At 62.6% G+C, this 24,448-nt stretch carries 24 protein-coding genes; 7 read left to right on the plus strand and 17 right to left on the minus strand.

Annotated features, from left to right (window positions below; genetic code table 11):
- Nucleotides 1-55: 55 nt before the first annotated feature.
- The 3 genes from HPY65_14245 to rsmG all read right to left on the minus strand — a co-directional run bounded on the left by HPY65_14245 (nucleotide 56) and on the right by rsmG (nucleotide 2,454).
- Nucleotides 56-919 (minus strand): ParB/RepB/Spo0J family partition protein, encoded by an 864-nt coding sequence (locus HPY65_14245; protein NPU85632.1) that lies wholly within the window; start codon nucleotides 917-919, stop codon nucleotides 56-58.
- Nucleotides 919-1,695 (minus strand): ParA family protein, encoded by a 777-nt coding sequence (locus tag HPY65_14250; protein ID NPU85633.1) that lies wholly within the window; start codon nucleotides 1,693-1,695, stop codon nucleotides 919-921. Before HPY65_14250 ends, HPY65_14245 begins: the two co-directional genes overlap by 1 nt.
- A gap of 96 nt (nucleotides 1,696-1,791) precedes the next feature.
- Nucleotides 1,792-2,454 carry a 16S rRNA (guanine(527)-N(7))-methyltransferase RsmG gene (rsmG, locus tag HPY65_14255; protein NPU85634.1) on the minus strand — a complete coding sequence of 221 codons (663 nt, stop codon included), beginning with the start codon at nucleotides 2,452-2,454 and terminating at the stop codon, nucleotides 1,792-1,794.
- A gap of 174 nt (nucleotides 2,455-2,628) precedes the next feature.
- Between rsmG and HPY65_14260 the strand changes: the two genes are divergently transcribed.
- The 4 genes from HPY65_14260 to HPY65_14275 all read left to right on the plus strand — a co-directional run bounded on the left by HPY65_14260 (nucleotide 2,629) and on the right by HPY65_14275 (nucleotide 7,586).
- Complete coding sequence (locus HPY65_14260) at nucleotides 2,629-3,399, plus strand: RNA methyltransferase (protein ID NPU85635.1); 771 nt, start codon at nucleotides 2,629-2,631, stop codon at nucleotides 3,397-3,399.
- Between the two features lie 111 nt (nucleotides 3,400-3,510).
- Nucleotides 3,511-4,854 carry a S41 family peptidase gene (locus HPY65_14265; GenBank protein NPU85636.1) on the plus strand — a complete coding sequence of 448 codons (1,344 nt, stop codon included), beginning with the start codon at nucleotides 3,511-3,513 and terminating at the stop codon, nucleotides 4,852-4,854.
- A gap of 81 nt (nucleotides 4,855-4,935) precedes the next feature.
- Complete coding sequence (locus HPY65_14270; GenBank protein ID NPU85637.1) at nucleotides 4,936-5,874, plus strand: divergent polysaccharide deacetylase family protein; 939 nt, start codon at nucleotides 4,936-4,938, stop codon at nucleotides 5,872-5,874.
- Nucleotides 5,871-7,586 carry a tetratricopeptide repeat protein gene (locus HPY65_14275; GenBank protein NPU85638.1) on the plus strand — a complete coding sequence of 572 codons (1,716 nt, stop codon included), beginning with the start codon at nucleotides 5,871-5,873 and terminating at the stop codon, nucleotides 7,584-7,586. The genes HPY65_14270 and HPY65_14275 overlap by 4 nt, the downstream gene beginning before the upstream one ends.
- 57 nt (nucleotides 7,587-7,643) lie before the next feature.
- Here HPY65_14275 and ybgF read toward each other — a convergent pair whose 3' ends face one another.
- The 4 genes from ybgF to mdh all read right to left on the minus strand — a co-directional run bounded on the left by ybgF (nucleotide 7,644) and on the right by mdh (nucleotide 11,656).
- A complete protein-coding gene (gene ybgF / locus HPY65_14280; protein NPU85639.1) occupies nucleotides 7,644-8,477 on the minus strand; it encodes a tol-pal system protein YbgF in 834 nt (277 codons plus the stop codon).
- A 19-nt stretch (nucleotides 8,478-8,496) separates the two neighbouring features.
- Nucleotides 8,497-9,090 carry a peptidoglycan-associated lipoprotein Pal gene (pal, locus tag HPY65_14285; protein ID NPU85640.1) on the minus strand — a complete coding sequence of 198 codons (594 nt, stop codon included), beginning with the start codon at nucleotides 9,088-9,090 and terminating at the stop codon, nucleotides 8,497-8,499.
- A gap of 144 nt (nucleotides 9,091-9,234) precedes the next feature.
- Nucleotides 9,235-10,644 (minus strand): glutamate--tRNA ligase, encoded by a 1,410-nt coding sequence (gene gltX / locus HPY65_14290; protein NPU85641.1) that lies wholly within the window; start codon nucleotides 10,642-10,644, stop codon nucleotides 9,235-9,237.
- 82 nt (nucleotides 10,645-10,726) lie between these two features.
- Entirely contained in the window at nucleotides 10,727-11,656 is a 930-nt protein-coding gene (mdh, locus tag HPY65_14295; GenBank protein ID NPU85642.1) for a malate dehydrogenase, read from the minus strand.
- Nucleotides 11,657-11,942: 286 nt separating this feature from the next.
- On the opposite strand from mdh, the gene glmM reads away from it, so the two are divergent.
- The 3 genes from glmM (at nucleotide 11,943) to HPY65_14310 (ending at nucleotide 15,144) form a co-directional block, all read left to right on the plus strand.
- The gene (gene glmM, locus HPY65_14300; GenBank protein NPU85643.1) at nucleotides 11,943-13,292 is read left to right on the plus strand and encodes a phosphoglucosamine mutase; all 1,350 of its coding nucleotides are present in this window, start codon (nucleotides 11,943-11,945) and stop codon (nucleotides 13,290-13,292) included.
- A 171-nt stretch (nucleotides 13,293-13,463) separates the two neighbouring features.
- Nucleotides 13,464-14,105 carry a DedA family protein gene (locus HPY65_14305; protein NPU85644.1) on the plus strand — a complete coding sequence of 214 codons (642 nt, stop codon included), beginning with the start codon at nucleotides 13,464-13,466 and terminating at the stop codon, nucleotides 14,103-14,105.
- A gap of 133 nt (nucleotides 14,106-14,238) precedes the next feature.
- Nucleotides 14,239-15,144 (plus strand): hypothetical protein, encoded by a 906-nt coding sequence (locus HPY65_14310; GenBank protein NPU85645.1) that lies wholly within the window; start codon nucleotides 14,239-14,241, stop codon nucleotides 15,142-15,144.
- A gap of 644 nt (nucleotides 15,145-15,788) precedes the next feature.
- On the opposite strand, the gene HPY65_14315 is transcribed toward HPY65_14310, so the two are convergent.
- The 10 genes from HPY65_14315 to HPY65_14360 all read right to left on the minus strand — a co-directional run.
- Nucleotides 15,789-17,243, minus strand: coding sequence for a DUF853 family protein (locus HPY65_14315; GenBank protein ID NPU85646.1), 1,455 nt, complete (start codon nucleotides 17,241-17,243; stop codon nucleotides 15,789-15,791).
- 94 nt (nucleotides 17,244-17,337) lie between these two features.
- Nucleotides 17,338-17,628, minus strand: coding sequence for a hypothetical protein (locus HPY65_14320; GenBank protein ID NPU85647.1), 291 nt, complete (start codon nucleotides 17,626-17,628; stop codon nucleotides 17,338-17,340).
- A gap of 84 nt (nucleotides 17,629-17,712) precedes the next feature.
- The gene (locus tag HPY65_14325) at nucleotides 17,713-19,581 is read right to left on the minus strand and encodes an aldehyde ferredoxin oxidoreductase family protein (protein ID NPU85648.1); all 1,869 of its coding nucleotides are present in this window, start codon (nucleotides 19,579-19,581) and stop codon (nucleotides 17,713-17,715) included.
- A 67-nt stretch (nucleotides 19,582-19,648) separates the two neighbouring features.
- Nucleotides 19,649-20,419, minus strand: coding sequence for an AAA family ATPase (locus tag HPY65_14330; GenBank protein ID NPU85649.1), 771 nt, complete (start codon nucleotides 20,417-20,419; stop codon nucleotides 19,649-19,651).
- Complete coding sequence (locus HPY65_14335; protein NPU85650.1) at nucleotides 20,419-21,075, minus strand: hypothetical protein; 657 nt, start codon at nucleotides 21,073-21,075, stop codon at nucleotides 20,419-20,421. The genes HPY65_14330 and HPY65_14335 overlap by 1 nt, the downstream gene beginning before the upstream one ends.
- Nucleotide 21,076: 1 nt before the next feature.
- Nucleotides 21,077-21,445 carry a 4Fe-4S dicluster domain-containing protein gene (locus HPY65_14340; GenBank protein NPU85651.1) on the minus strand — a complete coding sequence of 123 codons (369 nt, stop codon included), beginning with the start codon at nucleotides 21,443-21,445 and terminating at the stop codon, nucleotides 21,077-21,079.
- 22 nt (nucleotides 21,446-21,467) lie between these two features.
- The gene (locus tag HPY65_14345) at nucleotides 21,468-22,307 is read right to left on the minus strand and encodes a 4Fe-4S binding protein (GenBank protein NPU85652.1); all 840 of its coding nucleotides are present in this window, start codon (nucleotides 22,305-22,307) and stop codon (nucleotides 21,468-21,470) included.
- Between the two features lie 82 nt (nucleotides 22,308-22,389).
- Nucleotides 22,390-22,809 carry a hypothetical protein gene (locus HPY65_14350; protein NPU85653.1) on the minus strand — a complete coding sequence of 140 codons (420 nt, stop codon included), beginning with the start codon at nucleotides 22,807-22,809 and terminating at the stop codon, nucleotides 22,390-22,392.
- A gap of 14 nt (nucleotides 22,810-22,823) precedes the next feature.
- Entirely contained in the window at nucleotides 22,824-24,020 is a 1,197-nt protein-coding gene (locus tag HPY65_14355) for an iron-containing alcohol dehydrogenase (GenBank protein ID NPU85654.1), read from the minus strand.
- A 72-nt stretch (nucleotides 24,021-24,092) separates the two neighbouring features.
- Nucleotides 24,093-24,448: acyl-CoA dehydrogenase (locus HPY65_14360; protein NPU85655.1), on the minus strand; the 356-nt coding region annotated here is incomplete at its 5' end.

Below are 24,448 nucleotides of genomic sequence, written 5' to 3' on the forward strand. Positions count from 1 at the left end.
AGCTGTGGATAAATGACAGTGAATGGGATTCGAGTTTTCCCGGACGCTTTTCGAATCAGGGTTTCCCGTCCAGAAGCAGACGGATCAGCCGGCTGAGTTCTTCCTCTCCGGAAAAGCGGATTTCAATCCGCCCGCTTTTCCGGCCGGGCCGGATCCGGACTGCGCTGAGAAAACGCTCCGTGAGGGAATTTTCCAGTTGCCGCAGATGAGGTCCGCCGGCGGGTTCTTTTTTCCGTTCTTTATTGCCCTTTGTTTTCAGGAGCCCTTTGACGAGCCGTTCGGTCTCCCGAACATTCAGCGCCCGCTGAACGATGGTCCGGTACGCCTGAAGCTGGGTCTGGGGTTGTTCCAGAGGGAGGAGACAGCGGGCATGGCCGGAAGAGATCTTCCTTGCCACGAGGCCATCCAGGATTTCCGAAGGCAGCCGGAGGAGGCGAAGTGAATTCGCCACGGTGGACCGGTCTTTCGCGACCCTCTGTGCGATGTCCTCCTGGGAAAGGCCGAACTGATCCGCCAGGATCCGGAAGGCCTCCGCCTCTTCCACAGGGTTGAGGGATTCGCGCTGAATGTTTTCCACAATGGACCATTCCGCCGCGTCAAGGTCTCCGGCCTCCCGGATGACCACCGGAACTTCCTTCAGCCCCGCCTGCTGGGCCGCCCGCCAGCGCCGCTCTCCGGCAATGATTTCGTACCCTTCCGGCGCCCGCCGGACGATGATGGGCTGGATCACACCGCTTTTGCGGATGGAGGCGACCAGATTCTTCTGCTCCTGGTCTCGAAAGGATTTCCGGGCCTGGAATCGGTTGGGCGTGAGCTCCTCGATGCCGCACAGGATGTAGGAAGGCCGTTCGCCAACCTGCTTGAGCAGTTCCGGGAACATGGCGCCCAGGCCTTTTCCAAGGGATGTTTTTGTCGACATCAGGACCCGCTTCCTCCGTTCCCCATGACTTCCTTGGCCAGTTCCATGTAGGAAATGGCGCCCCGGGAACGGACATCGTAAAGAATGATCGGGAGACCGTGGCTGGGACTCTCGGAAAGTCTTACATTCCGCGGGATGACGGTCTGAAAGACCTTGGTCCCGAAGTGCCGCCGGACTTCTTCGCTGACCTGCCGGGACAGAATGTTCCGCCCGTCGAACATGGTCAGGAGGATTCCCCCCAGCGCCAGAGACGGATTGAGCCGCGCCTGAACGAGCTTGATCGTTGCCAGGAGCCGCCCCAATCCCTCCAGGGCGAAATACTCGCACTGCAAAGGCACGATGACGCTGTCCGCCGCCACCAGGGCATTCAGGGTGAGAAAGCCCAGAGAGGGCGGACAATCGATAATGACGTATTCATAACCGAGATCCGCGGAGCGGATCAGCCGGCGAAGTTTTTTCTCCCGGTCCTCGATTTCGACAAACTCGATCTCCACACCGGTCAGGTCCTGGTCGGAGCCGATCACATCGAGGAAGGGAAGGCGGCTGCCCAGGACCACTTCGGCCAGGGTGCCCTCTCCGCTAAGGGCGTCGTAAAGATTGCGCTCCTTCAATGCCGCCGGATCGATGCCCAGGCCGCTCGTGGCATTCCCCTGCGGGTCCGCATCGATGAGAAGCGTCTTCCGTTCCGCCGCGGCGAGGGTCGCCGCCAGGTTGATGGCGGTGGTGGTCTTGCCGACCCCCCCTTTTTGATTCGCGATGCTTATGATTTTACGCATGATTTTGGGGAAAGGGACTGGAACGTTTTCACCCCCCTGACGCGACGGAAAGGTAACACAAATCAAGGTTTTTTCAAAGGAGATTTTTTTAGATAACTACTTGATTTGCATTGATTTTTTATAGAGAAAAATTTTTCGCCGGTCCCCCGAGAGGGGGAGCCTGTATTCGTGGATCGAAATCGGTGAAAGGCCGGCCTTCTCCGGGGGGGAGATCCGGCTGTCGGTAGCGGGTCCGGCCATGACGACGAGGTATCCTCCCGGGCGCAGGAACGGGGAGCCGATTTCGGCAAAACGCAACAGGGGAAGAACCGCCCGGGAGATCACCATGTCAAAGGAACCGGCGACTCCGTCCCGCCGGAGACAATCCTCCGTCCGTTCCCAGAGGACGCCGATTCCTTCCAGGTTCAGGATCCCTGCGACCCGCTTCAGGAACGACGACTTCTTCCTGGAGGCCTCCAGCAGGCGGACTTCCAGGGAGGGGCAGGCGATCTTGAGGGGGATGCCCGGAAAGCCGGCACCGCTTCCGATGTCCAGCAGGAGCCCGTCACGGCGGGGAAGCAGGGGGACGACCGCCAGGGAGTCGAGGACATGCCGGACGACGATTTCTTCCGGATCGGCCGCTGCGACCAGGTTGTAGCGGCGGTTCCAGAGGAGAAGCTCGTCGATATACAGGCGGAATAGCTCCCTCTGTGCCGTGTCCAGGGGGACGCCGGCGATCCGGGCTCCGTCGGCCAGCATCTGGAGATGGGATTCGTCCATGGGTCGTGTCGGATTATGGGTCACTGTTTCCGGCGCGTCCGAGGACGCGCCGCGAGGAATGCCTTTTCCCGTGCCCGATAGCAGACGCCGGGGATGCGAACAATCAAAAAATGCGCCCGTTCCGGTTTTGTGGTATCAGGTCTCCGCCGAAAACTTAAGGATACGGGGAAGAAGATGAAAGAGGATCAGGAAATCCGGGTGCGGATGGAGAACGTGGCGGTTGTGCTCTGCCGGCCGAAATTTTCCGGAAATGTGGGGTCGGTCGCCCGGTGCGCGAAAAACATGGGAATCGGCAAGCTGGTCGTCGTCGGGGGGGAGCCACTCGACCTGGAAGAGGTGCTCCAGCGATCCACCCATGCTGCACGGGACCTGGTGGATGCCATGGAATGCCATGAGAATCTGGAGGAGGCCGTGGCCGGATTCACCTGGCTGGTGGGAACGACCGGCCGCCGCGGCTCCGCCCGCGGTCCTGCCGTATCTCCGCGGGAGATGGCACGGCGGATGACCGACCTCAGCCGGAACAACCGCATCGCCCTGCTTTTCGGTCCCGAGGACAAAGGGCTTTCCAACGAAGAGCTCCGCCTCTGCCAGACCATCGTCAACATCCCCACCTCCGAGGATTTCCGATCCATCAACCTGTCTCACGCCGTGATGATCCTCTGTTATGAGCTGTTCGTCGCCGCCGCCGCTCCTCCAGCCACCTTCCGGCCGAGGCTTGCCTCGTCGGCGGAACTGGAGGGCATGTACGGGCACCTGCGGGACGTCCTCACCCGGATCGGCTTCATCAACAAGCAGAACCCCGAATACTGGATGCTCCATGTCCGGCGGCTCTTCTCAAGGGTTCAGCTTCATGCCCGTGAGGTGAAAATCGTCCGCGGAATCTGCCGCCAGATCGACTGGGCCACGGGCCGGCCGGGACCGGATCCGGGCCGGCGTTCCCGGTAACGGTTCCGGAAGGCGTGGCCCTCCCTGAAATAGCAATGGAATTTTAAAAGGAAAAGAAGTAGGAATCAAACCTTAATCCCTGATAGAGATTCCGGACAGGTGGAGGTAGGCATGAAACGGAAAACGGTGAAGACGGGGATCGTTCTGCTGGGTCTGGCGGCCCTGGCGATCTTCATGGGGCTTGCCGGAGACAGCCCGGTTGCGGCGCTGGACCGGAGCACCTATCGGAGCCTCAAGACCTTCAACGAAATCCTCGATATCGTCGAAAAGAATTATGTGGAGCCGGTCGAGACCAAAACCCTCCTCCAGGGGGCCGTCAACGGCATGATGCGGTCCCTGGATCCGCACAGTTCCTACATGACGGCAGACATGTACAAGGAACTGGAAGTGGAGACGAAGGGACGTTTCGGCGGCATCGGCATCGAAATCACGATCCGCAAAGACGTCCTCACGGTCGTGTCGCCCATTGAGGACACGCCGGCCTATCGGGCGGGAGTCAAGGCGGGTGATATGATTATCCGGATCGACGGCACGTCCACCAAGGACATCACGATCATGGATGCCGTCAAGAAGCTCCGGGGGCCGAAAGGAACCAACGTCACCATTACCATCATGCGGGACGAGACCACGAAGCTCCAGGACATCACGATCACCCGGGACATCATCCAGATCATGAGCGTTCGGTCCAAGGTGTTCGAGGACGGAATCGGCTATGTCCGGGTTTCCTCTTTTCAGGAAAGAACCGCGGAAGACCTGGGCAAGGCCCTGTCGGAATTGGAAAAGAAGGCCCATCCCCTCAAGGGGCTTGTCCTTGACCTCCGGAACAACCCGGGCGGACTTCTAAGCCAGGCCGTACAGGTATCGGAACTGTTTCTGAAATCGGGAACCATCGTGTCCACCCGGGGCCGCGTGAAATCCGTGGAGAGCTCGGCGAAGGCCCGTGACAACGGGAACGAGCCGACCTGCGCCATCGTGGCCCTGGTCAACGAGGGCACCGCCTCCGCGGCGGAGATCGTAGCCGGCGCCCTTCAGGACAACGGCCGCGCCCTTGTCCTGGGAACGCAGACCTTCGGCAAGGGGTCCGTGCAGACGGTCATTCCCCTGGACGATGGATCGGCCCTGAAGCTGACCACGGCCAAGTATTACACGCCCAAGGGACGCTCCATCCAGGCGGAGGGAATTCAGCCGGACATCGTCATCCGCCGGACAAAAACAGCTGACGGTAAGGAACCGGCAGAGGAACCGCTGCGGGAAAAAGATCTGGCCGGCCATATCCGATCTCCCCGGGAGAACGGGGACGTCAAGGACGGCAAGAACGACACAATCCGACCAAAGGCGCCGCCCCTGTCGAGACGGGATGTGATCGAGGACGCATCCCAGGACAACCAGCTCAAGAGCGCCATCGATATCCTCAAGAGCTGGGACCTTTTCCGGAAAGGCGCCCGAAGCGGTTAAGGACCACGGATAACGTCCCCCGGACGCCCCGTTCGGGGAGATCTCCGGTGCGGACGGAGCCGAAGCGGCCGGAACGGACGGATGGGACGCAGAAGAGGCAGGAAGAAAGGAAAGGCGCTGGCGTGGATCGCTTTCCTCGCAGCGGTCGCGGCCATCGTCGCCATCGCCTATTTCCTTCATCACGAGCGGCAGCGGGACACGCGCCGAGCGCAGGTCCCCCCGCGCAAAGCCGCTCCGGTCAAAGTCATTCCGAAAGCCGTGCCCGCCGAGACGGGCAAGAGCCGCCGGGAGACGGGCCGGGCTTTGCCTGAACCGGAAAGGCCTGCGGCTTCGCGGCGGGTCGTGATCATCATTGACGATATCGGACACGACCTGGCCCCGGTCCGGGAACTCCTGTCGCTCAAGGTTCCCCTTACGTTTGCCGTTCTTCCCGACAGCGCCCATTCGGTGCAGGCCGCCGATCTGATCCACAGGGAAGGACGAGAGGTGATTCTTCACCTGCCCCTGGAACCCCGTTCGGAAACACGAGCCAACCCGGGGACATTGGTCCTCCGGACGAACATGAAGGATGATGAGATCCGAAACCGGCTGGAGCAGGGGATGCGAAGAGTGCCCTATGCGTGCGGCGTCAACAGCCACATGGGATCCCTTTTCACGGAGCATCAGGACAAAATGGTTGTTGTGCTGAAGGTGCTCCGGGAAAAGGGGATCTATTTTATCGACAGCCGGACGTCGTCCCGGAGCAGCGTTCGGGAAGCGGCCCGGAAGACGGGCATTCCCTTCGCAAAACGGGATTTGTTTATCGACGGCCGTTCCGATGACGACACCCTGAATCAGATCCGCCACCTGGCCGAGACGACCGATTCTGCACAGCTCCCGGTCATCATCGGGCATCCCTATCCCGACACCATCCGCACCCTCCGGCATGTTTTGCCGCTCCTCCAGCGGCAGGGAATCCGGGTCGTTTCCGCGTCGGAAGCGGTCCGGCCGGTGGATTCCGGCGACAGAGCGAGGCGATGAAAAAAAAGAAAGCCCTTTCCGTTTCACTGCTGCTTCTGTTCATCTGCGGCTTCCTTGCCCTTTGCGGATGTGCGACGTCCCCCCTGCGGGAGGGGGGGTATGCGATACCGCCGGGTCGGGGCGACGCCAAGGCGATGTTTCATTATTCCGTGGCTGTTCAGTATATGCTGGACGGGAAGCTGGACGAGGCCATCGCGGAGCTGGAAACCGCACGACGCTACGATGAAAAATCCCTCGATCTGACCCTTGAGCTGGCTGTTCTCTATGCAGAAAAGGGGAGTTCGGACAGGGTGACCGCCATCCTTCAGGAGGCGGCGCGCCAGCATCCCCGTGAACCCATGGTTTTCCTCCTTCTCGGGGGAGCCCAGGCCTCCAGGAAAGAGGCCGTCGCCGCCGAGCGGTCTTTCCGGAAAGTTCTTGAACTGGATCGGGAAAACGAGACCGCCTGGCTGCATCTGGCGGCCCTGTACACGGAATCCCGGGAATATGAAAAAGCCCTGGACTGTTACAATCGCCTCCTCAAGATTCATCCGGACCACGTGGCGGCCCTTTACCACCGGGCGAGGATCCATCGGGAACTGAAGCGGGATGACGAGGCCGAAGCGGGGCTTCGGAAGGTTCTGGAACTGAGGCCGGCTTTTGAAGCGGCCTGGATTGAACTGGGGCAGCTCTACGAGTCTCGCAAACAGACGGAAAAAGCGGTGGAGACTTACCGCCGGTTCATGGAGCTGCATCCCATGCGCATTGGAATCCGCCTCCGGCTGGCGGAGATGCTCCTGCGACTGCAGCGCTTTGACGAGGCCGAACAGACCCTGATGGACGCCCTGAACATCGATCGGGACAACCGGGATGTGAGGCTGACCCTGGCACTCCTTTACCTGGAAAAGAAGGATTATCCCCGGGCCGTTCGCCTGCTGGAGACCCTGGTGCAGGAATATCCGGCGGAGGCGCGACTCCGGTATCTTCTGGCATCCGCCTATGAAGAGAGCGGCGATACGGTTCGAGCCATCGCTTCCTATGGTGATGTGACAGCAAAATCGGAGTTCTTCGGAAACGCCCGGGTCCGGATGGCCATGCTTCAGAACAAGACCGGCCGCAAGGAAGAAGCCCTCCGGACAGCCGGCGAGGCACTGGAGAAGCGGAAAGACTACCCGGGGCTTTTCCTGTATCTGGCTTCCCTGCATGAGGAGATGAAGAACCCGGCGGCTGCGGAAAAGGTGCTGCGGCAGGGAATGGCGGTCCACCCCCGGAACGTGGATCTGCCTTACAGCCTTGGAATGCTCTTCGAGAAGGGCGGCCGGTTTTCGGAAAGCATCGCCCTCATGGAGGGCATTCTCGCCATCGAGCCGGATCATGCGGAGGCACTCAATTTTATCGGGTACAGCTATGCGGATCGGGGGATGCGCCTCGACGAAGCGGAGCGGCTGATCCGGAAGGCACTGGCTGTCAAGCCCGGCAACGGGTATATCACCGACAGTCTGGGATGGGTTTATTTCAAGAAGAACGACCTGGGGAAAGCCATTCAGTATCTCCGGCAGGCCGCCCTTGCGGTCCCGGACGATCCCACCATCGCCGAGCACCTGGGAGATGCCTTCGCGAAGGCGGGGCAGAAGGAAGAAGCCCTGTCGGCCTATCGTAAGGCCCTGCGTCTGAGCCCCTCGAGTGTGGAACTCCTGCGCAAGATCCGGGAACTCGGCGGCGGGAATCCATAAAAAAAGGAGACCGGCGGATGCGCCGTCTCCTTTGATGCCTGCCTGAACCTCTCCCTTTTATTTCAACTCGTTGAGCTTCGTCCGGGCCGTCCGGGCCGAACTCGTGTTGGGATAGTCCTTGATGATCTGCTGCAGAATGATGCGGGCGCTGGTCTTGTCCCCCAACTGGGCGAAAGACAGTCCCTGCTTCAGGAGTGCCTGGGGAACCTTGTCCCCCTCGGGATAGTTCTTGATGACCTTTTCGTACTCCAGAATGGCCTTCTCGAACTTGCCTTCGAAAAAGTAACTCTCGCCGATCCAGAACTGAGCATTGTCGGACAGCTCCGTGCCGGGATATTTCTTGAGGAAATTCTGGAATTCCCCGCGGGACTTCTCATATTTTCCCTCTTTCAGGGTGGCATAGGCCGCCCCGTAGAGGATCTCCCGCTCGGATTTGCCTTTCGTTTCCTTGCCGTTATTTCCGTTCTTGTGAACGGCCTCGCTGCCGTCGTCCTTCTTGCTTACGCCCAGATAGTTTTCAAGGAACTGGATCTTGAAGGACAGGGCGTCGATCTTTTCTTTCATCTCGTCCTGGCGGCCGATGCCGGTGGCGAGATCCTTCTTCATGCCGTCGACGAGTCCGCGGATCTGCCGCAACTGATCCCTGGCATCCGCCAGGTCAGCGCCCGTTTCGGCCTGCCGCTTCTGCAGGAGTGCGACGGAATCCGTCACACTCCTGGCATCGCCCTTGATGGCCTGGTCGGTCTGATCCAAGGCGGCGATTTTCTGCTCCGCCGCCTCGATCCGGTTCAGCAATTCACCCTGAACCCTTCTCAGGTCTTTCGAGGTGGCGCAACCGGACACCCCGGCCAGACCGACCAGAACAGCAAGAACAAGAAATAATTTCCTCAAGCGAGGAGACATTGCAGCGTTATTTCGGGTTTATTTCGAAGTGCGCCCGGCGGTTCTTGGCCCAGGCTTCCTCGGTCTGAGCCGGGTCGAGAGGACGCTCTTTCCCGTAGGAGATCGTCTTGATCCGTCCCTTGTCGATTCCGAGATCGATCAGGTACTTCATGACGGCGTTTGCGCGTCTCTCACCCAGAGCCAAGTTGTACTCGGCGGTTCCCCGTTCGTCGCAGTGGCCTTCGACGAGGAGCATGTCCGCGGCGTTGCTCTTCAGCCAGGCGGCCTGCTCGTTCAGGCGATCCCGGAAATCGGGTTTGATGTTGTACTTGTCGAAATCAAAGTTGACGTCCGCGAACAGGGCGGCAAGCTTCTCCGCCTTTTCCCGGGCGAGACGTTCCTGTTCGGCCCGGCGGGCTTCTTCTTCCCTCAGAGCGCGTTCCCTGGCCGCGGCTTCCGCCGCCTTCCGGGCGGCATCGTCATCCGCCTTCGTCGCCTGGGCGGTGACCTTTTGTTCCTGCATGCCTGTGTCTTCCTTGACGGCCTTCTTGGCGCAGCCCACGGTGAAGAGGAGAACCAGGCAGGCGAGAATCACCATGGTCCGAACGAACCGGCTCTTCATAATACCAATCTCCTTTCTTGAATAGGGATTCAAAGTGAATGGGTTCAACAACAACGGCAACTAAATAACCACAATCAGCAGGGCAGGTCAATGAAAATCCGGCCATTCCCGCGGACCTTGCAGTGCTTCCGGGCGTTTCGGATGTCAGGAGGAGTTCCCGGTGCGGATGGACGACAAGGCCCGGGCAATGCGGCCAAGCGTTCGCTCCCGGCCGAGGGTCACCATGACCTCGTCGATGCCGGGGCTGACGGCCTTGCCCGTCAGGGCGACGCGCAGCGGCTGGGCGATGTCCTTGAGCTTCATCTGGCGGGATTCCGCCAGGGAGCGGAGAAACGCCTCGAGTCCCTCTTTCGAGAAGTCCTCGAGAAGGGGCAGTTCCTGCAGAACGGCCTCCAGGTGAACGGCGGATGCCTGCGTCAGGAATTTCTCCGCCGCCTTCGGATCGTAGGTGACTTCATCGGCAAAGTAAAACGCGGCCCCATCGATCAGTTCGAGAAGTGTTTTGCTTCGGGACTGGAGATCCCCGACCACTCCGCGGACAAGGGCTTCCTGCGAAGGATCGGATGCCGCCGGCCAGAGGGGCCGGAGGGCTTCCACCAGCCGATCCGGCGAGTAGGACCGGATGTAGTGCTGGTTGAGCCACAATAGCTTTTCCGGGTTGAACACCGCCGGGGACTTGCCCACGGCATCCAGGTCGAACAGGCTCGTCAGCTCGTCTCCGGAAAAGATCTCCTGGTCTCCGTGTGACCAGCCGAGACGCACCAGGTAATTCACCAGGGCCTCCGGCAGATAGCCCATGTCCAGGTAGGCCATGACGGAGGTCGCACCATGGCGTTTGCTGAGACGCGCCTTGTCGGATCCGAGGATCATGGGGACATGGGCGAAAAAGGGCACGGGAAATCCGAGCGCCTCATAGAGGAGGATCTGCCGGGGCGTGTTGTTTACGTGATCGTCCCCCCGGATGACGTGGGTGATCCCCATCTGGGCGTCGTCGACGACGACGGCGAAGTTGTATGTAGGGTATCCGTCGGCCCGCTGGATGATCAGGTCGTCCAACTCCTCGTTCTGGAAGAGGATGTTCCCCTTGATGAGGTCCTGCATCCGGGTGGCCCCGCCTTCGGGGCAGCGGAACCGCACCACGGCACCAGGCGTTGGAGCCAAGTGCCGTTCCCGGCAGGTGCCGTCATATTTCGGCTTCCGGCCCTCGGCCAGGGCCGATTTTCGTTTCGCTTCCAGCTCCTCCTGGGTGCAGGTGCACCAGTAGGCCTTTCCCTCGGCCACCAGCTTATCGACCATCTGCCGGTGAATGCCGACGCGCTCCGCCTGGAAGAAAGGACCTTCGTCCCAGGTCAGGCCGAGCCATGTCATGGCGTCCAGGATGGCCTTGGTGGATTCTTCCGTCGAGCGGATCTGGTCCGTGTCTTCGATGCGCAGCAGAAATACGCCGCCGTGGCGGCGGGCGTACAGCCAGTTGAAGAGGGCCGTCCGGGCGCCGCCGATATGGAGATAACCCGTGGGAGAGGGGGCGAATCGTGTCTTGACGGGTGTGTTCATGGGATCCATCCTTCTGTTGAAGGCGTTATAGGAGCCCGGACCGGCAATGTCAAGGGACTTTCATTCCTTTGTTCCGCGCGCTTCACAGACGGGAGAGAATGTCCACCAGTTCCCGGACGGCCGCGGCCGACCGCTGCAGATCCTCCCGCTCCCGTTCCGTCAGCGGGAGGGAGAGGATTTCCTCGACGCCGCTCCGCCCCAGCTTGACGGGGACTCCGACGAACAATCCATGGATTCCATACTCCCCTTCAAGGAAAACCGAGCAGGGCAGGATCTTTTTCCGATCCTTTAAAATGCTCTCGGCCATTTCCACAGCCGCCGAGGCAGGGGCGTAGTAGGCGCTGCCCGTCTTGAGGAGATTCACGATCTCCGCGCCGCCGCTTCTCGTCCGGTTCACGAGGGCCTCGATCCTCTCCGGCGGGAGCATCTCCGGCAGGGGAATTCCGGCGACGGTCGTATAGCGGGGCAGGGGGACCATGGTATCGCCGTGGCCGCCCAGCACGGTCGCATGGATGTTGTCCACGGAGACGCGGAGCTCTTGGGCGATGAAGGCGCGGAAGCGGGCGGCGTCAAGCACACCGGCCATCCCGAGCACCCGGTTCTTGGGGAACCCGCTGGCCTCAAAGGCGATATGGCACATCGCGTCGAGGGGGTTGCTGACGACAATGAGGACGGCCTCCGGGGAACGGGCGGCGGCCTGCTTCGTCACGGCGGAAACGATGCTCCGGTTTGTCGCCAGGAGGTCGTCCCGGCTCATGCCGGGTTTGCGGGGAATGCCGGCGGTGACGATGATCAGGTCCGATCCCTCGGTCTCGTCGTAGGCGTTCGTTCCCGTGAGCAAGGCGTCGTGCCCCTCGATGGGGGCCGCCTGACTCAGATCCAGGGCTTTTCCCTGCGGAATCCCCTCGACGACGTCGATGAGAACGACGTCGCACAGCTCCTTTTCCGCCAGCCTCTGGGCCACGGTGGCCCCCACATTGCCGGCGCCGATGACCGTTGTCTTGGTACGCATGAACCGCTCCTTATCTTGCAGTGGGGAACCTGTTTATACCAAAAACGGCGTGAGCACAACGGGCTCTTTCCCGTGGGCAGGGGGCGGAAAGGCCGTGCATCGGGAACGCACCGATCCGTCGGTCAAAAGTACATGCATGGTCCGCACCGGGACGGAAATCCGGGTTGCAAAAGCCATTTCGGTAGGATAGGATCGCCGCCGGTTCCCGGCTCGGAGTGAGGAACCGTTTCTTTTTCCCCGGTGTTGCAGGTTCGGGAACCGGGAATGACCGCTGGGAGGCTGAAGGATGGGAAGATTGTTCGGAACGGACGGGATCCGGGGACCCGCCAACCGCTACCCGATTACGGCGGAGATGGCCTTCCGCATCGGCCGCGCGGCGGCCCGGTTCTTCCTGCGACGGGAACACCGGCCTCACCGGATCGTCCTCGGGCGCGATACGAGAGAATCCGGGGAAATGCTCGAGAACGCCCTGGTGGAGGGAATCTGCTCGGCCGGCATGGACGCCCTCCTGGCCGGCATCATCCCAACGCCGGCGGTGGCCTTTCTCACGGCAGACGAGCAGGCGGATTGCGGGATCGTCGTTTCCGCCTCCCACAATCCCTATCAGGACAACGGAATCAAGATCTTTTCCGCCGAGGGCACCAAACTGCCCGACAAGGCCGAAGAGATTATCGAAGGGCTAATCCTGGACAATCACGACAACGACGCCGATCCGTCCCCCGCCTGTCACGGGATGGCCCGTTCCCTGGCGGACGCCCGGGAGCGCTACGCGGCTTTTGTCCGTGGAACAGTTCCGGGTCTCTTCCTGAAGGGTCTGCGAATCGTCCTGGACTGTTCGCACGGTGCGACGTACCGGGTGGCCCCGGCGGTCTTCGAGGCCCTGGGGGCGCAGGTGACGGTCCTCTCCGCCCGGCCCGACGGCAGGAACATCAACGACGGCTGCGGGTCACAGCATCCCGGCCTCCTGGCCGAGAGGATCGTGAAGGACGGGGCCGACGCGGGCTTCGCCTTCGACGGCGACGGCGACCGGGTCATCGCCGTGGACGAGACGGGGAGAGTGCTTACCGGAGATGCCCTCCTGGCAATCTGCGGCCGCCGGCTTCGGGACGAGGGGCGCCTCGCGAACAACCTGGTCGTCCGCACCGTCATGAGCAACATCGGTCTCACGATCGCTTTCCGGGAAATGGGAATCGACTCGATCATGACCGACGTGGGAGACCGCCATGTCTTCGCGGCGATGAAGGAGCGGGGGGCCGTCCTCGGCGGCGAGGATTCGGGCCACCTGATCTTTCTCGACCACCATACCTCCGGCGACGGCATCCTTACGGCCCTTCAGGTCCTGGCGGCCAAGGACGCAGCCGGGCGGCCTCTCTCGGAACTGGGGCGCCTCATGACGGTCTATCCCCAGGTGCTCCTCAACGTGGAGACCCGCTCCCGTCCAGACCTGGAAACGGTACCGGCGATCCGGGAGGCGATCCGGGAGGCGGAAGCGTCGCTGGACGGCCGGGGCCGGGTCCTGGTTCGCTATTCCGGGACGCAGAACCTATGCCGGGTGATGGTGGAGGGACCCACGCGGGAAGAGACGGAGGCCCATGCAGACCGGATTGCCCGGATCGTGCAGGAGATTCTCGGATAAGGAGCCCCGGTCCGGAGAGGAACTGTGCGCCGAGGCCGACCCCGCCTGCCGATCGGTCCGTGACATTACCCGGACAAAAAAGTGGAAGGAGACGGAAAAAGCCTTGCCATTTCCGCCCGCTTCCTTCAGTAGAGGGAACCCGCGGCGGGAACCCGAAAGGCGCTATCTTCCATGGACCTGATCCTGCAGTTTATCGATATCTTCCTTCACCTGGAACGCTACATTAGCGATATTCTTCGGATCTTCGGCCCGTGGACCTATCTGGTCGTTTTCCTGATCATTTTCTGTGAAACGGGGCTCGTGGTGACCCCGATTCTTCCCGGCGATTCCCTTCTCTTCGGCCTGGGGGCGTTCGCCGCCCGGGGCGACCTGGATCCGGTCCTCCTGGTCTCGCTCCTGTCCTTGGCCGCCGTCCTCGGCGACACGGTAAACTACGCCATCGGAAAATACGTGGGACCCCGGGTGTTTCACGAGAACACCTCGCGATTCCTCAGGAGGGAGTATCTCGACCGGACCCATGCCTTTTACGAGCGTCACGGAGGCAAGACGATCATCATCGCCCGGTTCATTCCCATTATCCGAACGTTTGCGCCTTTTGTGGCGGGCATCGGCACCATGACCTACCGCCGCTTTCTTTCCTACAACGTCATCGGGGGAATCGCCTGGATCGTCACGTTCGTCCTGGGGGGATACTTTTTTGGCAACCTTGCCTTCGTGAAGCGGAACTTCACACTGGTCATCATGGTCATCATCATCCTGTCGGTCATGCCGGGTATGATCGAGTACGTCCGGCAGAGAAAGCAGAACGCCTGAGAAAGGGAACGAAACGTCGATGGTTTGCCGGGAGGATCCGGTTGAAATTCGTGGTAATGCCCGCTATGATCGCCGGAAAGTGATCGGGATCCCGCCGATGTGGATACGGCGGGCCTGCGGAAAGGACCGGATCATGAAAGGTCGAATCGCCTTGTGCGTCCTCTTGGCCATGCTGCTCTTTGCCTCTGTTGCGGCGGCGAGCCAGGAATCCTCGTCCATTTTCAAGGTCGGCGGCGACGTCACCATTGAGGCGGGAACGAAAGCGAAGCGGGTCGTTTCCTTCGGCGGACAGGTGACGGTGAACGGCGTGGTGGAGACGGACGTTGTGGCTGTCGGCGCTTCGGTCGTGCTTGGGAAAAATGCCGTCGTCGACGGCGATGTGGTCTCTCTCGGGGGAACCATCGTCAAGGGGCGGGGCGCGGTGATCCGGGGGAACATCACGGAGATCAACGCCTCCAATTTCTGGACCGTCGTGTCCTCGGCCATCGAGGATGAGGCGGAGGGCTGGTCCTGGGTCTGGGCCGTCATCTCCCTCGCGATCTTTTTCTGCATCCTCATCATCGCCATGCTGGTGACGATTCTGGTCCCGAAGCCCATCGCGGTCATCTCTGCGACCATCCGGGAAGAAACCCTCCGCTCCTCGCTCTGGGGGCTTCTGGCCCTGATCCTGGCGGTGCCTCTGGCGATCCTCCTGGCGATTTCCGTCATCGGGATCGTCCTCATCCCCCTGGAGGTCGTCATCATGACCCTGGCGGCCCTGGCGGGGTTCATCGCCATGTCGAAGCTCATCGGACAGCAGGTATACGCCCTGGCGAGGAAACAGAACCAGGGCATCGTCCGGGAGACGTTCTGGGGACTCATCATACTCTGGTTTGCCGGCTGGATTCCCTATGTAGGACCGATCTTGAAGGTGCTGGCCGTCGTGCTGGGCCTGGGCGGGGTCATTTTCAGCCGGTTCGGGACCCGCACGAAGGGCCTTCCCTTGCAGCCTCCGCCCGTGGACCAACCGCCCGCGGAACCGCCACCCGCCGTTGCTTGACCTGATACCAGCCGGTCCATGAAAAGGGGGAATGGATTTCAAATCCGCTCCCCCATCCTTTCTTACTCTCTGCATCAGGGCGCGGGGGCTGCCACGGGGGCATGCCGCCGTCGCGGCCGTTTGTCCGGACGGGCTGTTGAAAAACGCCCGTCTGCGGCGTTTCCCTCCTCCTTCGCCATTCGACGTACCGAAAAGGGTACGACTCATGGCTCAGGAGTTCGGGGGCCTTGCATCCGGGCATTTTTGAACAGCCCGCTAAATGCATCCAGCAGGGATATCCTGATTGCTCCTCTGGAAACCCCCGGTCGCGCCCCCGCGAACGTCCGTCGGGGAGAGGGGGCTTACCGGAGCGCGAATAGCGGCTTTTTCGGGGTACCCTGCCGTCGCAGCGAAGCGCCCGCAAAGTCATCTGTCTGAGCGCCGCCAGGCGCGAGTTATGACTTTGCAGCGGAGCGAGACGATGCAGGGTCGAAAAAACGCTTCTGAGCGCAAGGGAAGTCCCTCTCCCACATGCGAGCCCCCATCCGCGCCTGATTTCTGTAAAAAGGATGCAATAAGGAAGAGGTGCGGATTTGAAATCCGTCGCCTTTCTTTTCGTGGCTGCGGCATCCGTCTCTTCTGAGGGATTCCGAAAAGGACTGCCGCTATCGCCTTCCTCCAAACAGGGAACCCAGGACGCCGCGGATGATCTGCCGGCCGATCTGGCTGCCGATGCTGCGGGCGGCGCTCGTGGCGAGCGCTCCGACCAGCTGCTCCGTCTGTGTCTTGGGCTGCTTTTTTGCGGGTGTCGCGGACGATACCGCCTCCGCCTCCTGTCCGGCCCGGGCCTTGAGTTTTTCGTACGCCGATTCACGGTCGACGGTGTTTTCGTACGTGCCGTAGAAAATGGATCCCCTCACGATTTGGGTCATTTCCGCCGTCGACAGGGGCGTGAGAGCGCTCCGGGGCGGAACGATCCAGGCCCGCTCCACCTTGGCGGGAATGCCCTTCTCGTCCTGCATGGAGACGAGGGCCTCCCCCACGCCGAGTTCAAGGATGGCTGCGGCCGTGTCGAGGCCGGGATTGGCTCGGAAGGTCTCCGCGGCGGCTCGGACGGCCTTCTGGTCCCGGGGAGTGAAAGCTCGCAGGGCGTGCTGGACGCGGTTGCCCAGCTGACCGAGGACGGCGTCGGGAATGTCGAGGGGGTTCTGTGTGACGAAGTAGACGCCGACGCCCTTGGAGCGGATCAGCCGCACGACCTGCTCGATTTTTTCCTCCAGGGCCTTCGGGGCATCGTCGAAGAGAAGATGAGCCTCGTCGAAGAAAAAAACGAGCTTCGGTTTCGGCGGGTCTCCCGCCTCGGGAAGCTGCTCGAACAGCTCCGACAGGAGCCACAGGAGGAACGTGGCGTAGACCTTGGGCGCCGTCATCAGCCTGTCTGCCACGAGGATATTGACGATCCCGCGGCCCTGTGCGTCGGTCTGCAGCAGGTCTTCGATGTTGAGGGCCGGCTCGCCGAAGAACGTCTCGCCTCCCTGTTCCTCGAGAACGAGGAGGTTCCGCTGGATGGCGCCGACGCTGGCCTTGGAGATGTTCCCGTACTCGAGGCGGAACCGGTCCGCGTTATCGCCCACATACTGGGCCATGGCGCGCAGGTCCTTGAGGTCGAGGAGCAGGAAACCGCTGTCGTCGGCGATCTTGAAGAGAATGCTCAGCACGCCGCTCTGGGTCTCGTTCAGGTTGAGAACCCGGGACAGCAGGATCGGTCCCATCTCCGTGACCGTCGTCCGGACCGGGTGGCCCCGGTCACCGAAAACGTCCCAGAAGGCCACGGGACTTCCCTCGTATCGGAATCCTTGCATGTTCAGCTCTTTGACCCGCTCCGCGACCTTGGCGTGGTCGCCTCCCTGACTGGCAAGGCCCGAGAGGTCTCCCTTGACGTCGGCCAGGAAGACAGGGACGCCGAGGGCCGAGAACTGCTCCGCCAGCACGCGGAGGGTAACCGTCTTGCCCGTCCCGGTGGCGCCGGCGATCAGACCGTGGCGGTTGGCCATTTTTGGGTAAAGGAAGAGGTCGGACGGGCCTTTGGCGACGAGGATCGGTGATGGTTGCTGGGCCATGGTTCCTCCGGATATCCCGGCTGATGCGGGTTTTAGATGACGGCGACCCCGCCGGGCGACGGGGCCGCCATGGATGCCTGCACGAACCGGCCGGCTACTTTTTGGCGGGGGCCTTCTTCTCGGCCTTCTTGTCCTCTTTGACGTCAATGCTGGCGGCGGTCATGGTGTACTCGATGGTGACCTTGGATCCCACCTTGAGATCGCCCTTGATCTTCGTGTCTTTCGACAGGGCGAGTTCCCACTTGTCCTTTCCCTTCTGGACGACGATGAGGTTATCCTTTTTCTCCAGGACGGGTCCCGTGACCTGGTAGGTCTTGGGGCCGGCGGCGGCCGCGACGGTTGCAAACAGGAAAACGATGGCGACGGCGATCAGGATGCGTTTCATAAACCTTCTCCTTTCTTAGGGATTTCCTGCCACAATAAAGAAAGGAGGAAAAATGTCAAGGCCGGGATGTTGCCGGGCGAGGATTCATCCCCAGACCCGGGCCGCTTCGTCGGCCATGCCCGCAGCTTCCAGGGCCTCCCGCGTCGGGATGCCCTTCTCGGGATCGATGCCCATGAGCTCATAGAACCTGGCCTTCATGAAGGCCAGGTCCACCTGGGATCCTTCGGCCTCGCCTCCCTTGCCCGGTTCGAGCATCCGGGGCGTGAGGGCGTCGTCCTCAGCCGTGAGTCCGAATCCGTGGTTGATGAGGCGCCGGAGAAAATAGACCCGCCGGCCGGCCCGCATCATCTCCTCGGCGTCCCATCCGTAGTCGGCGACGGCGTTGAAGAGGGTGAGCCAGTCCGGGATGGTCACCTCGGCGTCGGCGAAGTTGCAGAAGCAGGCGCTGTTCTCGATGGCCCCCAGGGCCACGGCGGTAACGGCGGCTTCCGCCTTGTTTTCCGAGGTCTGCGGCTCCAGGATCAGGTCGAAGCCGATCTCCGGGTAGTACCGCGCCCCCATCTCCATGAACAGCATCGGGTCGGCGACGTGGCAGGCTCCCCGGGCGCCCACGGCGTAGCTCAGTGCCATCCCGTGCCCGCCACCCCGGGGGTCGTGCATCGGCGCCTCCAGCCCCTTGCTGTGAACCGTGTAGTCGAGGCCCTTCCCGATCTTCTCGGCGGCCTTCACGCTGCCGTCCGCGAGCAACTCTCCGATCTTGCCCTCCCGGAGGCCGATCTTCGGGATGATCACGTCGATGACCGTCGCCATGTCGCCCCAGACGAAAGGAACGCCGTCCGTCTGCTCCAGGGTCAGGTCCCCCCGCTCGAAGGCTTCCATGGCCCAGGCGATGGTCCCGCCGGCGGAGATGCTGTCGATCCCGAGATCGTTGCAGAGGCGCCCAGCCTTGCAGGTCGCCGCCAGGTCGATGCTTCCGATGAGGGTGCCGAAGGCGACGATGGTCTCGTACTCCGGCCCGGGCCCCTCGGGAACGGCGAAGGGGCCGTCCTTGACCTCCACGACCCGCTTGCAGGCGATGCCGCAATAGGCGCAAGCCCCCCGGCGGGTCAGGTACAGGTCCGTCAGGGTACTGCCCGACAGGGCTTCCGCCGCTTCCTCCCAGAAGTTGCTGGTCCAGTTCTTCACGGGGACGTCGCCGCTGTAGACGCCGCCCATCAGGTTCGCCGCCGTGCCGTTCTCGTGAAGGACGTTCGACGCCAGGGCTTCCTTGATCCGCTCGTTCAGGTCCTTCCGGAGGGCCTCGAACGCTTCCGGGTCCGCCAGTTCCATCGTCTTTTTGGAGGCTTTCACGACGACGGCCTTGAGCTGCTTGGCCCCCATGAGGGTACCGAAGCCGGCCCGGCCCGTGGCGTGGTGTCCGTCGTTGAGGATGAGGGCGAACTTCACCAGCCGCTCCGCCGCGGGACCGATGACCAGCGTCCGGGCGTTCTTCCCGTAGCGCTCCTTCAGGAGGCGAGTTACCTCTTCGGTCCCCTTTCCCCAGAGGTCGGAGGCGTCGAGAACCTGCGCCCGGTCGTCCTCGACCAGGAGCAGGGAGGGCTTTTCCGTCCGTCCGGTGATGACGATGCCGTCGAGGCCGCAGTAACGCAGCTCCGGGGCAAAATAGCCCCCGCAGGAGGAGTCGCCCCAGTGCCCCGTCAGGGGGGAGCATCCGGCGACGCTGTTCCGGCTGGCCCCGGAGAGGCGGAGCCCCGCGAAGGGACCGTTCATAAAGATCAGCATGGCCGACGGATCCAGGGGATCCAGGTCGAATCGGCCCCGCTCCATGAAAAGCTTGGCCGCCAGCCCGCTGCCGCCGATGTACTGCCTGTACCAGGCCTCGGGCAGGGCCTCGATCTCTGTTTTTCCTGCCGTGAGATCCACGTTGAGTATCTTGCCTGTATTGCCTTTCATGAGCGTACCTCCTGGGAAAAGTGGTCCCGGTTCTCCGCAGGTCCCGGGACATAAGGGGGTTCGTGTTTCAGGACGCCGGTTCCGGAGCAATGAGCCTTTCGAGCAGGCTCTCCGCGGCCCGGAGGGCCGGGTTGACCGGATCAAGGGACAGCAGGTCTTCTCCGGCGAGGTTGCGGGCCGCCACGTCGCCGTCCGCGGGGATCACACCCAGGGGCTCGATTCCCGCCTCCCGCGCCAGCCGGAAGAAGAGATCCTCCGACTCCCGGGGGAAACGGCTGCCCACCGCGCAGATCCGGTCGTAGGGCAGGGACAGCTCCCGCACCAGCTCGTCGATCCTCCGGGCCGTGTCGAAGCTCAGCCGGGAGGGATCGCAGGAAATCAGAAGGGTGTCCGAGGGGTTGCCGGCCCGGCGGCTGAAGTGCTCCAGTCCGGCGCCGAAATCCATCAGGACCAGGTCGTACATGGCCATCGTGTCCAGCAGGCTCTCCGTGAGGGCCGAATGTACGGCGCAGTAGCAGCCCTCGCCGGCGGTCCTGCCCATGACGAGAAAGTCGAAGGAGCGGTCGTGGCGGATCGTGTCCCAGAGGGAAAACCGCAGCTTCCTTCCCCTCCCCGCCGACCCCTTGAGTTCGTTCCGGCGCCGGTCCACCGCCTGTCCGACCGTAGCCTCCACCGGGAGGCCGAGGGTCGCCGACAGGTTTGCGTCCGGGTCGGCGTCGATGACGAGGATGTCCCGGAAGGTCCCGCGGCGGAGCAGGGCGGCCAGCATCAGGGATGCCAGGGTCGTTTTCCCCGACCCTCCCTTGCCCGTGAAGGAAAAGATGCGCGGCTTTTTCATCAGAGGATCTCCCCGGTCCGGATCCAGATATGCTCGTAAAGGACATACTCCACGATCAGGGCGAAACGGCCCGGATCCTCAATTTCCAGGGTCTCCGCGGGAACGAGTTCCTGGAAGACGCCGTGCTCCCTGTGATACCGGACGATTCCGGCGCCGAGGCCGGCGATCCGGTCCGTGGTTTCCTCATCCAGGTCATACGGGAAGACGAACTGGGCCCGGGAATAGCACCCGGCCAGCGCATCCAGCCGTTCCAGCTTTTCCGCCAGTCCCTCCGACCCGTCAAAGGCCAGCAGGCACTCCTTCGCCGGTGGCCGGTAGTCCCGGATCCGGCAGCGGGGCTCCGGCCCCTGAAAATCCAGGTCGATCCACCGTTCCCCCGCCGCCTCCTCGAGAACCGCCGCGACGTGACCCGCCGGATAGCCCGTCCGGCGGACGATGTCGGTTACGGTCACCCAGCCGGCTCCGACCAGGGGGTGCAGGATCCCCGTGGGAACGAAGCCGCGCTTGAGCCTCATCTTCAGGTCCCGCATCCGCGGGAGGACCGCCGCCACGTCCACGCGGATGTCCGTTCCCGGCACGATGAGGTCCGTGCGGGCCGCGTAGCCCCGGCCGGCAAGAAAGGCGGCGCAGGCCGCCCGCAGTACGTTTCCGCCCATCCTAGTCGGGGAAAATCTCCGTCCCGTCGGCCAGCGTGCCGCAGAGGACGATGCTGCCGTCCCGGGGGATGAGGGCCCGGGGGACCTGCGGCTCCGGAACGACCAGCGTCAGGGCGCTCCTGGGGCAGACGGCGACGCACTCGCCGCAGCCGTCGCAGTTGATCATGAAGCCGGAGATGATCTTGTGGTCGATGTCCTCCAGCCTTCGGGGAATGTACTTGTCCAGGTCCGGGGCCTCCTTGTTCATGTAGCCCAGGACGTTCGGTCCGTGGTCGAGGCATGTCTTGACGCATTTCAGGCAATCGATGGCGTTGCCGCAGGCGTCCTCGTCCACGGCGACCCGGTAGCGGGGCGTCACGTGTTCTTCCATGGCAGGAACCTCCTTTCCGCCTTTACCACTCGTCCACGAGGGCCGGATAGGTCGTCCGGTCCACGAGGCGGACCGCCCCGGTTGGGCAGACCGTCCGGCAAAGGCCGCAGCCGAAGCAGCGGCTGATGTTCACGCTGGCGATCATGTCCAGGGGAGAGTACCGCAGGGCCCCGAAGGGGCAGCGGGGAAGGCAGAGAGGCATCTTCGTGCAGCCCTCCGCGCACTTCTTCCGGTCGACGACGGAGACGTATTCCCCTTTTCGCTGGGCGTTGACGATGCCGAAGTGGGCCCGGATCCGGGTGGGCATGCAGTCCGTCTCCAGGCAGTGGCACATGACGATGGGGGGCTTCCCGTCCGAGTCCACGCCAGAATCCCACAGCGAATGAACCAGGCCGAGGCGGTCCATCTCCTTTTCGAATTCCTTCGCCTCCTCGCGGGTGATGACCCGGCTGTCGGTTTCCCAGGGGCGCTGCTCCAGGGCCCGGTCGACGACGGGATCGAAAAAGAGGCAGGAAAACACGTCCTTGTGGCCGAAATGGCGCCGGCAGGCGCAGTGCATGAGGAGGAACCGGTCCCCCGGCGTCATGTCGATGACCTTCAGGGCGTCTTCCAGGGGCAGGACCTGCCCCTGGTGCTGGGTGATCTTCTCGAGGGCGATGTTGAAGGCGCCGCCGAAGTTGTAGTCCGGGAGCGTGTCTTCGCTGTCCGCGGTGGCGCCGACCTCGAAGCTGTTCTTGTAGACCCCCGAGAGCATGTCGTAGGCGGTGTTGTGTCCCGGGGCCTGGAACAGCTCCGGGCGGTAATTATCCGGATTCAAATACCATTTTGTTCCGTTGCCGTATTCCGTGCAGTAGCGGCACATGGTCTTTCTCCCTCCCTGTCATGAGAGAAAAGGCGCCTTGGCGGGGGGCTCTTAGACGCCCCCCGCCAGGAGTTACGGAAGACTACTTGATGATCTTGTCCTCCATGCCCAGGTCTTTCAGGACCTGAATGTAGACGGCGGCCACCTTCTTGAGTTTCGGGGCCAGTTTCAGGAGACCCGTGGCGGAACCCTTCACCCGGATCTTCTTGCGGGTGATGGCCATGACCGGGTTCAGCTTGTCCGACCAGGAGCGGTGGGCGTCGTCGGCGGAGAGGCTCATGACCAGGTCCGGCGTCCCCGGGGGATCGCCGGCGCCGAACTCGAGCTTGCCGCCGCGGGCGTCCACCCAGACGGCGCAGCCGGGGCCGCTCTCCGTGTAATCGTACAGGATGAGCTGGTTCACCTTCTTCATCCCTTCGGAGAGTTCGGGGTCCTTGGCCACCTCTTCGTGGAGCTTCAGAATCGCCGTGACGGCCTCCTGCGGATCCTTCCAGAATTCCATGTGCGTTCTCCTTTCTAACGGGCTTTCAGGTAAAGGTTGATGATGTCTTCCTCTTCCACGTACCGCGGGTTGTAGCTGATCTGTCCGTCGCCGGACGCCAGGTCCACCAGGGGCTGCAGGCCCTCCCGTTCGCCGGGGACGCCGAAGTCCTTCAGGGTCTGGGTGAGGCCCACTTCCTTCAGGAGGGCCTTCACGGCCTGGACGGCGAGGCGTCCCGCCTCGATCGGTTCCTTCCCGTCCACGGGGATTCCCATGGCGTCGGCGACCATCATGAACCGGTCGGGCCGCTCCTCCAGGTTGAACGCCATGACATGGGGCAGCATGATGGCGTTGGCCAGCCCGTGGGGGATGCCGTGGAGGGCTCCCAGGGTGTGGGCCAGGGCGTGGACGGCCCCGGTCATGGCATTGACAAAGCACATCCCGGCGATGGTGCTGGCCAGGAGCATGTTCCCCCGGGCGTCGACGTTGTCCGGCTCGCGGACCGCCACGGGGAGGTAGCGGCAGATCATGCGGATCGCGTGGAAGCCCAGGGCGTCCGCGATGGGCTCGGCGTTGTTGGACGTCACCCCCTCGATGGCGTGGGTCAGGGCGTCCATGCCCGTGAAGGCGGTGATCTTCGCCGGCAGCTTCAGCGTCAGCTCGGGATCGAGCATGGCGATGTCGGAGTTGCAGAAGGGGTGGGTGACCTGCAGCTTCGCATGGGCTTCCGTGTCGAGGACCACCATGGCGTTGGTGATCTCGCAGCCCGTCCCCGCCGTCGTCGGAAAGGCGATGTGGGGCGGAAGGGGTTTCGCCCCATCCCACAGGGCCGCCTGGGCGGCCAGGGGGGCGAAATCGTCCAGGCCGTCGCCGATCAGGATGTTGATTGCCTTGGCCGTATCCATGACGCTCCCGCCGCCGACGGCGATCAGGCAGTCGGCGCCCTTTTCGCGGTAGAACCGGGCTCCCTCGTTGATCAGGTCGATCCGGGCATCTTGAAGGATCCCGTCGAAGACCCCCGCCAGTGCGAGGTCCGACTTCTCCACCGCCTCGACGACCATCCCGGCCACCCCGGCGTCCACCAGGCCCTTGTCGGTGAAGATCACCGCCCGGGTCCCGCCGAGTTGGGCCATTTCGTAGCCCACCTCGCTCCGCAGGCCCGGGGAGTACATGATCCGGGAGCGGTTCACCCAACTGAAAAACGGCTCAAACGATAGTTCCGGATACTTCATGATTTCCTCCTTGTATAGGAGATTGAGGTTTCGTTGCCTGTTGCCGCCGAAACGTCCCTGCCGCGCTCCGCGTTACCGGAGGATCTGCCCGGCGATGATGGTCCGCTGGATCTGGTTCGTCCCCTCGTAGATCTGGGTGATCTTTGCGTCCCGCATCATTCGTTCTACAGGATATTCCCGGACATAGCCATACCCGCCGAAGACCTGCACGGCATCGGTGGTTACCTTCATCGCCACGTCCGAGGCGTACCACTTCGCCATGGAGGCGATCTTCGGCAGGTCCGCCGCCTCCGGCTCCGAGTCGATCATCGACGCCGCCCGGTACACGATCGACCGCGCCGTCTCCACCGACAGGGCCATCTCCGCCAGCATCCACTGCATCCCCTGGAACGAGGACAGGGGCTTCCCGAACTGCACCCGTTCCTTCG

The sequence above is a fragment of the Syntrophaceae bacterium genome (assembly GCA_013177825.1).
Taxonomy (GTDB): Bacteria; Desulfobacterota; Syntrophia; order Syntrophales; family PHBD01; genus PHBD01.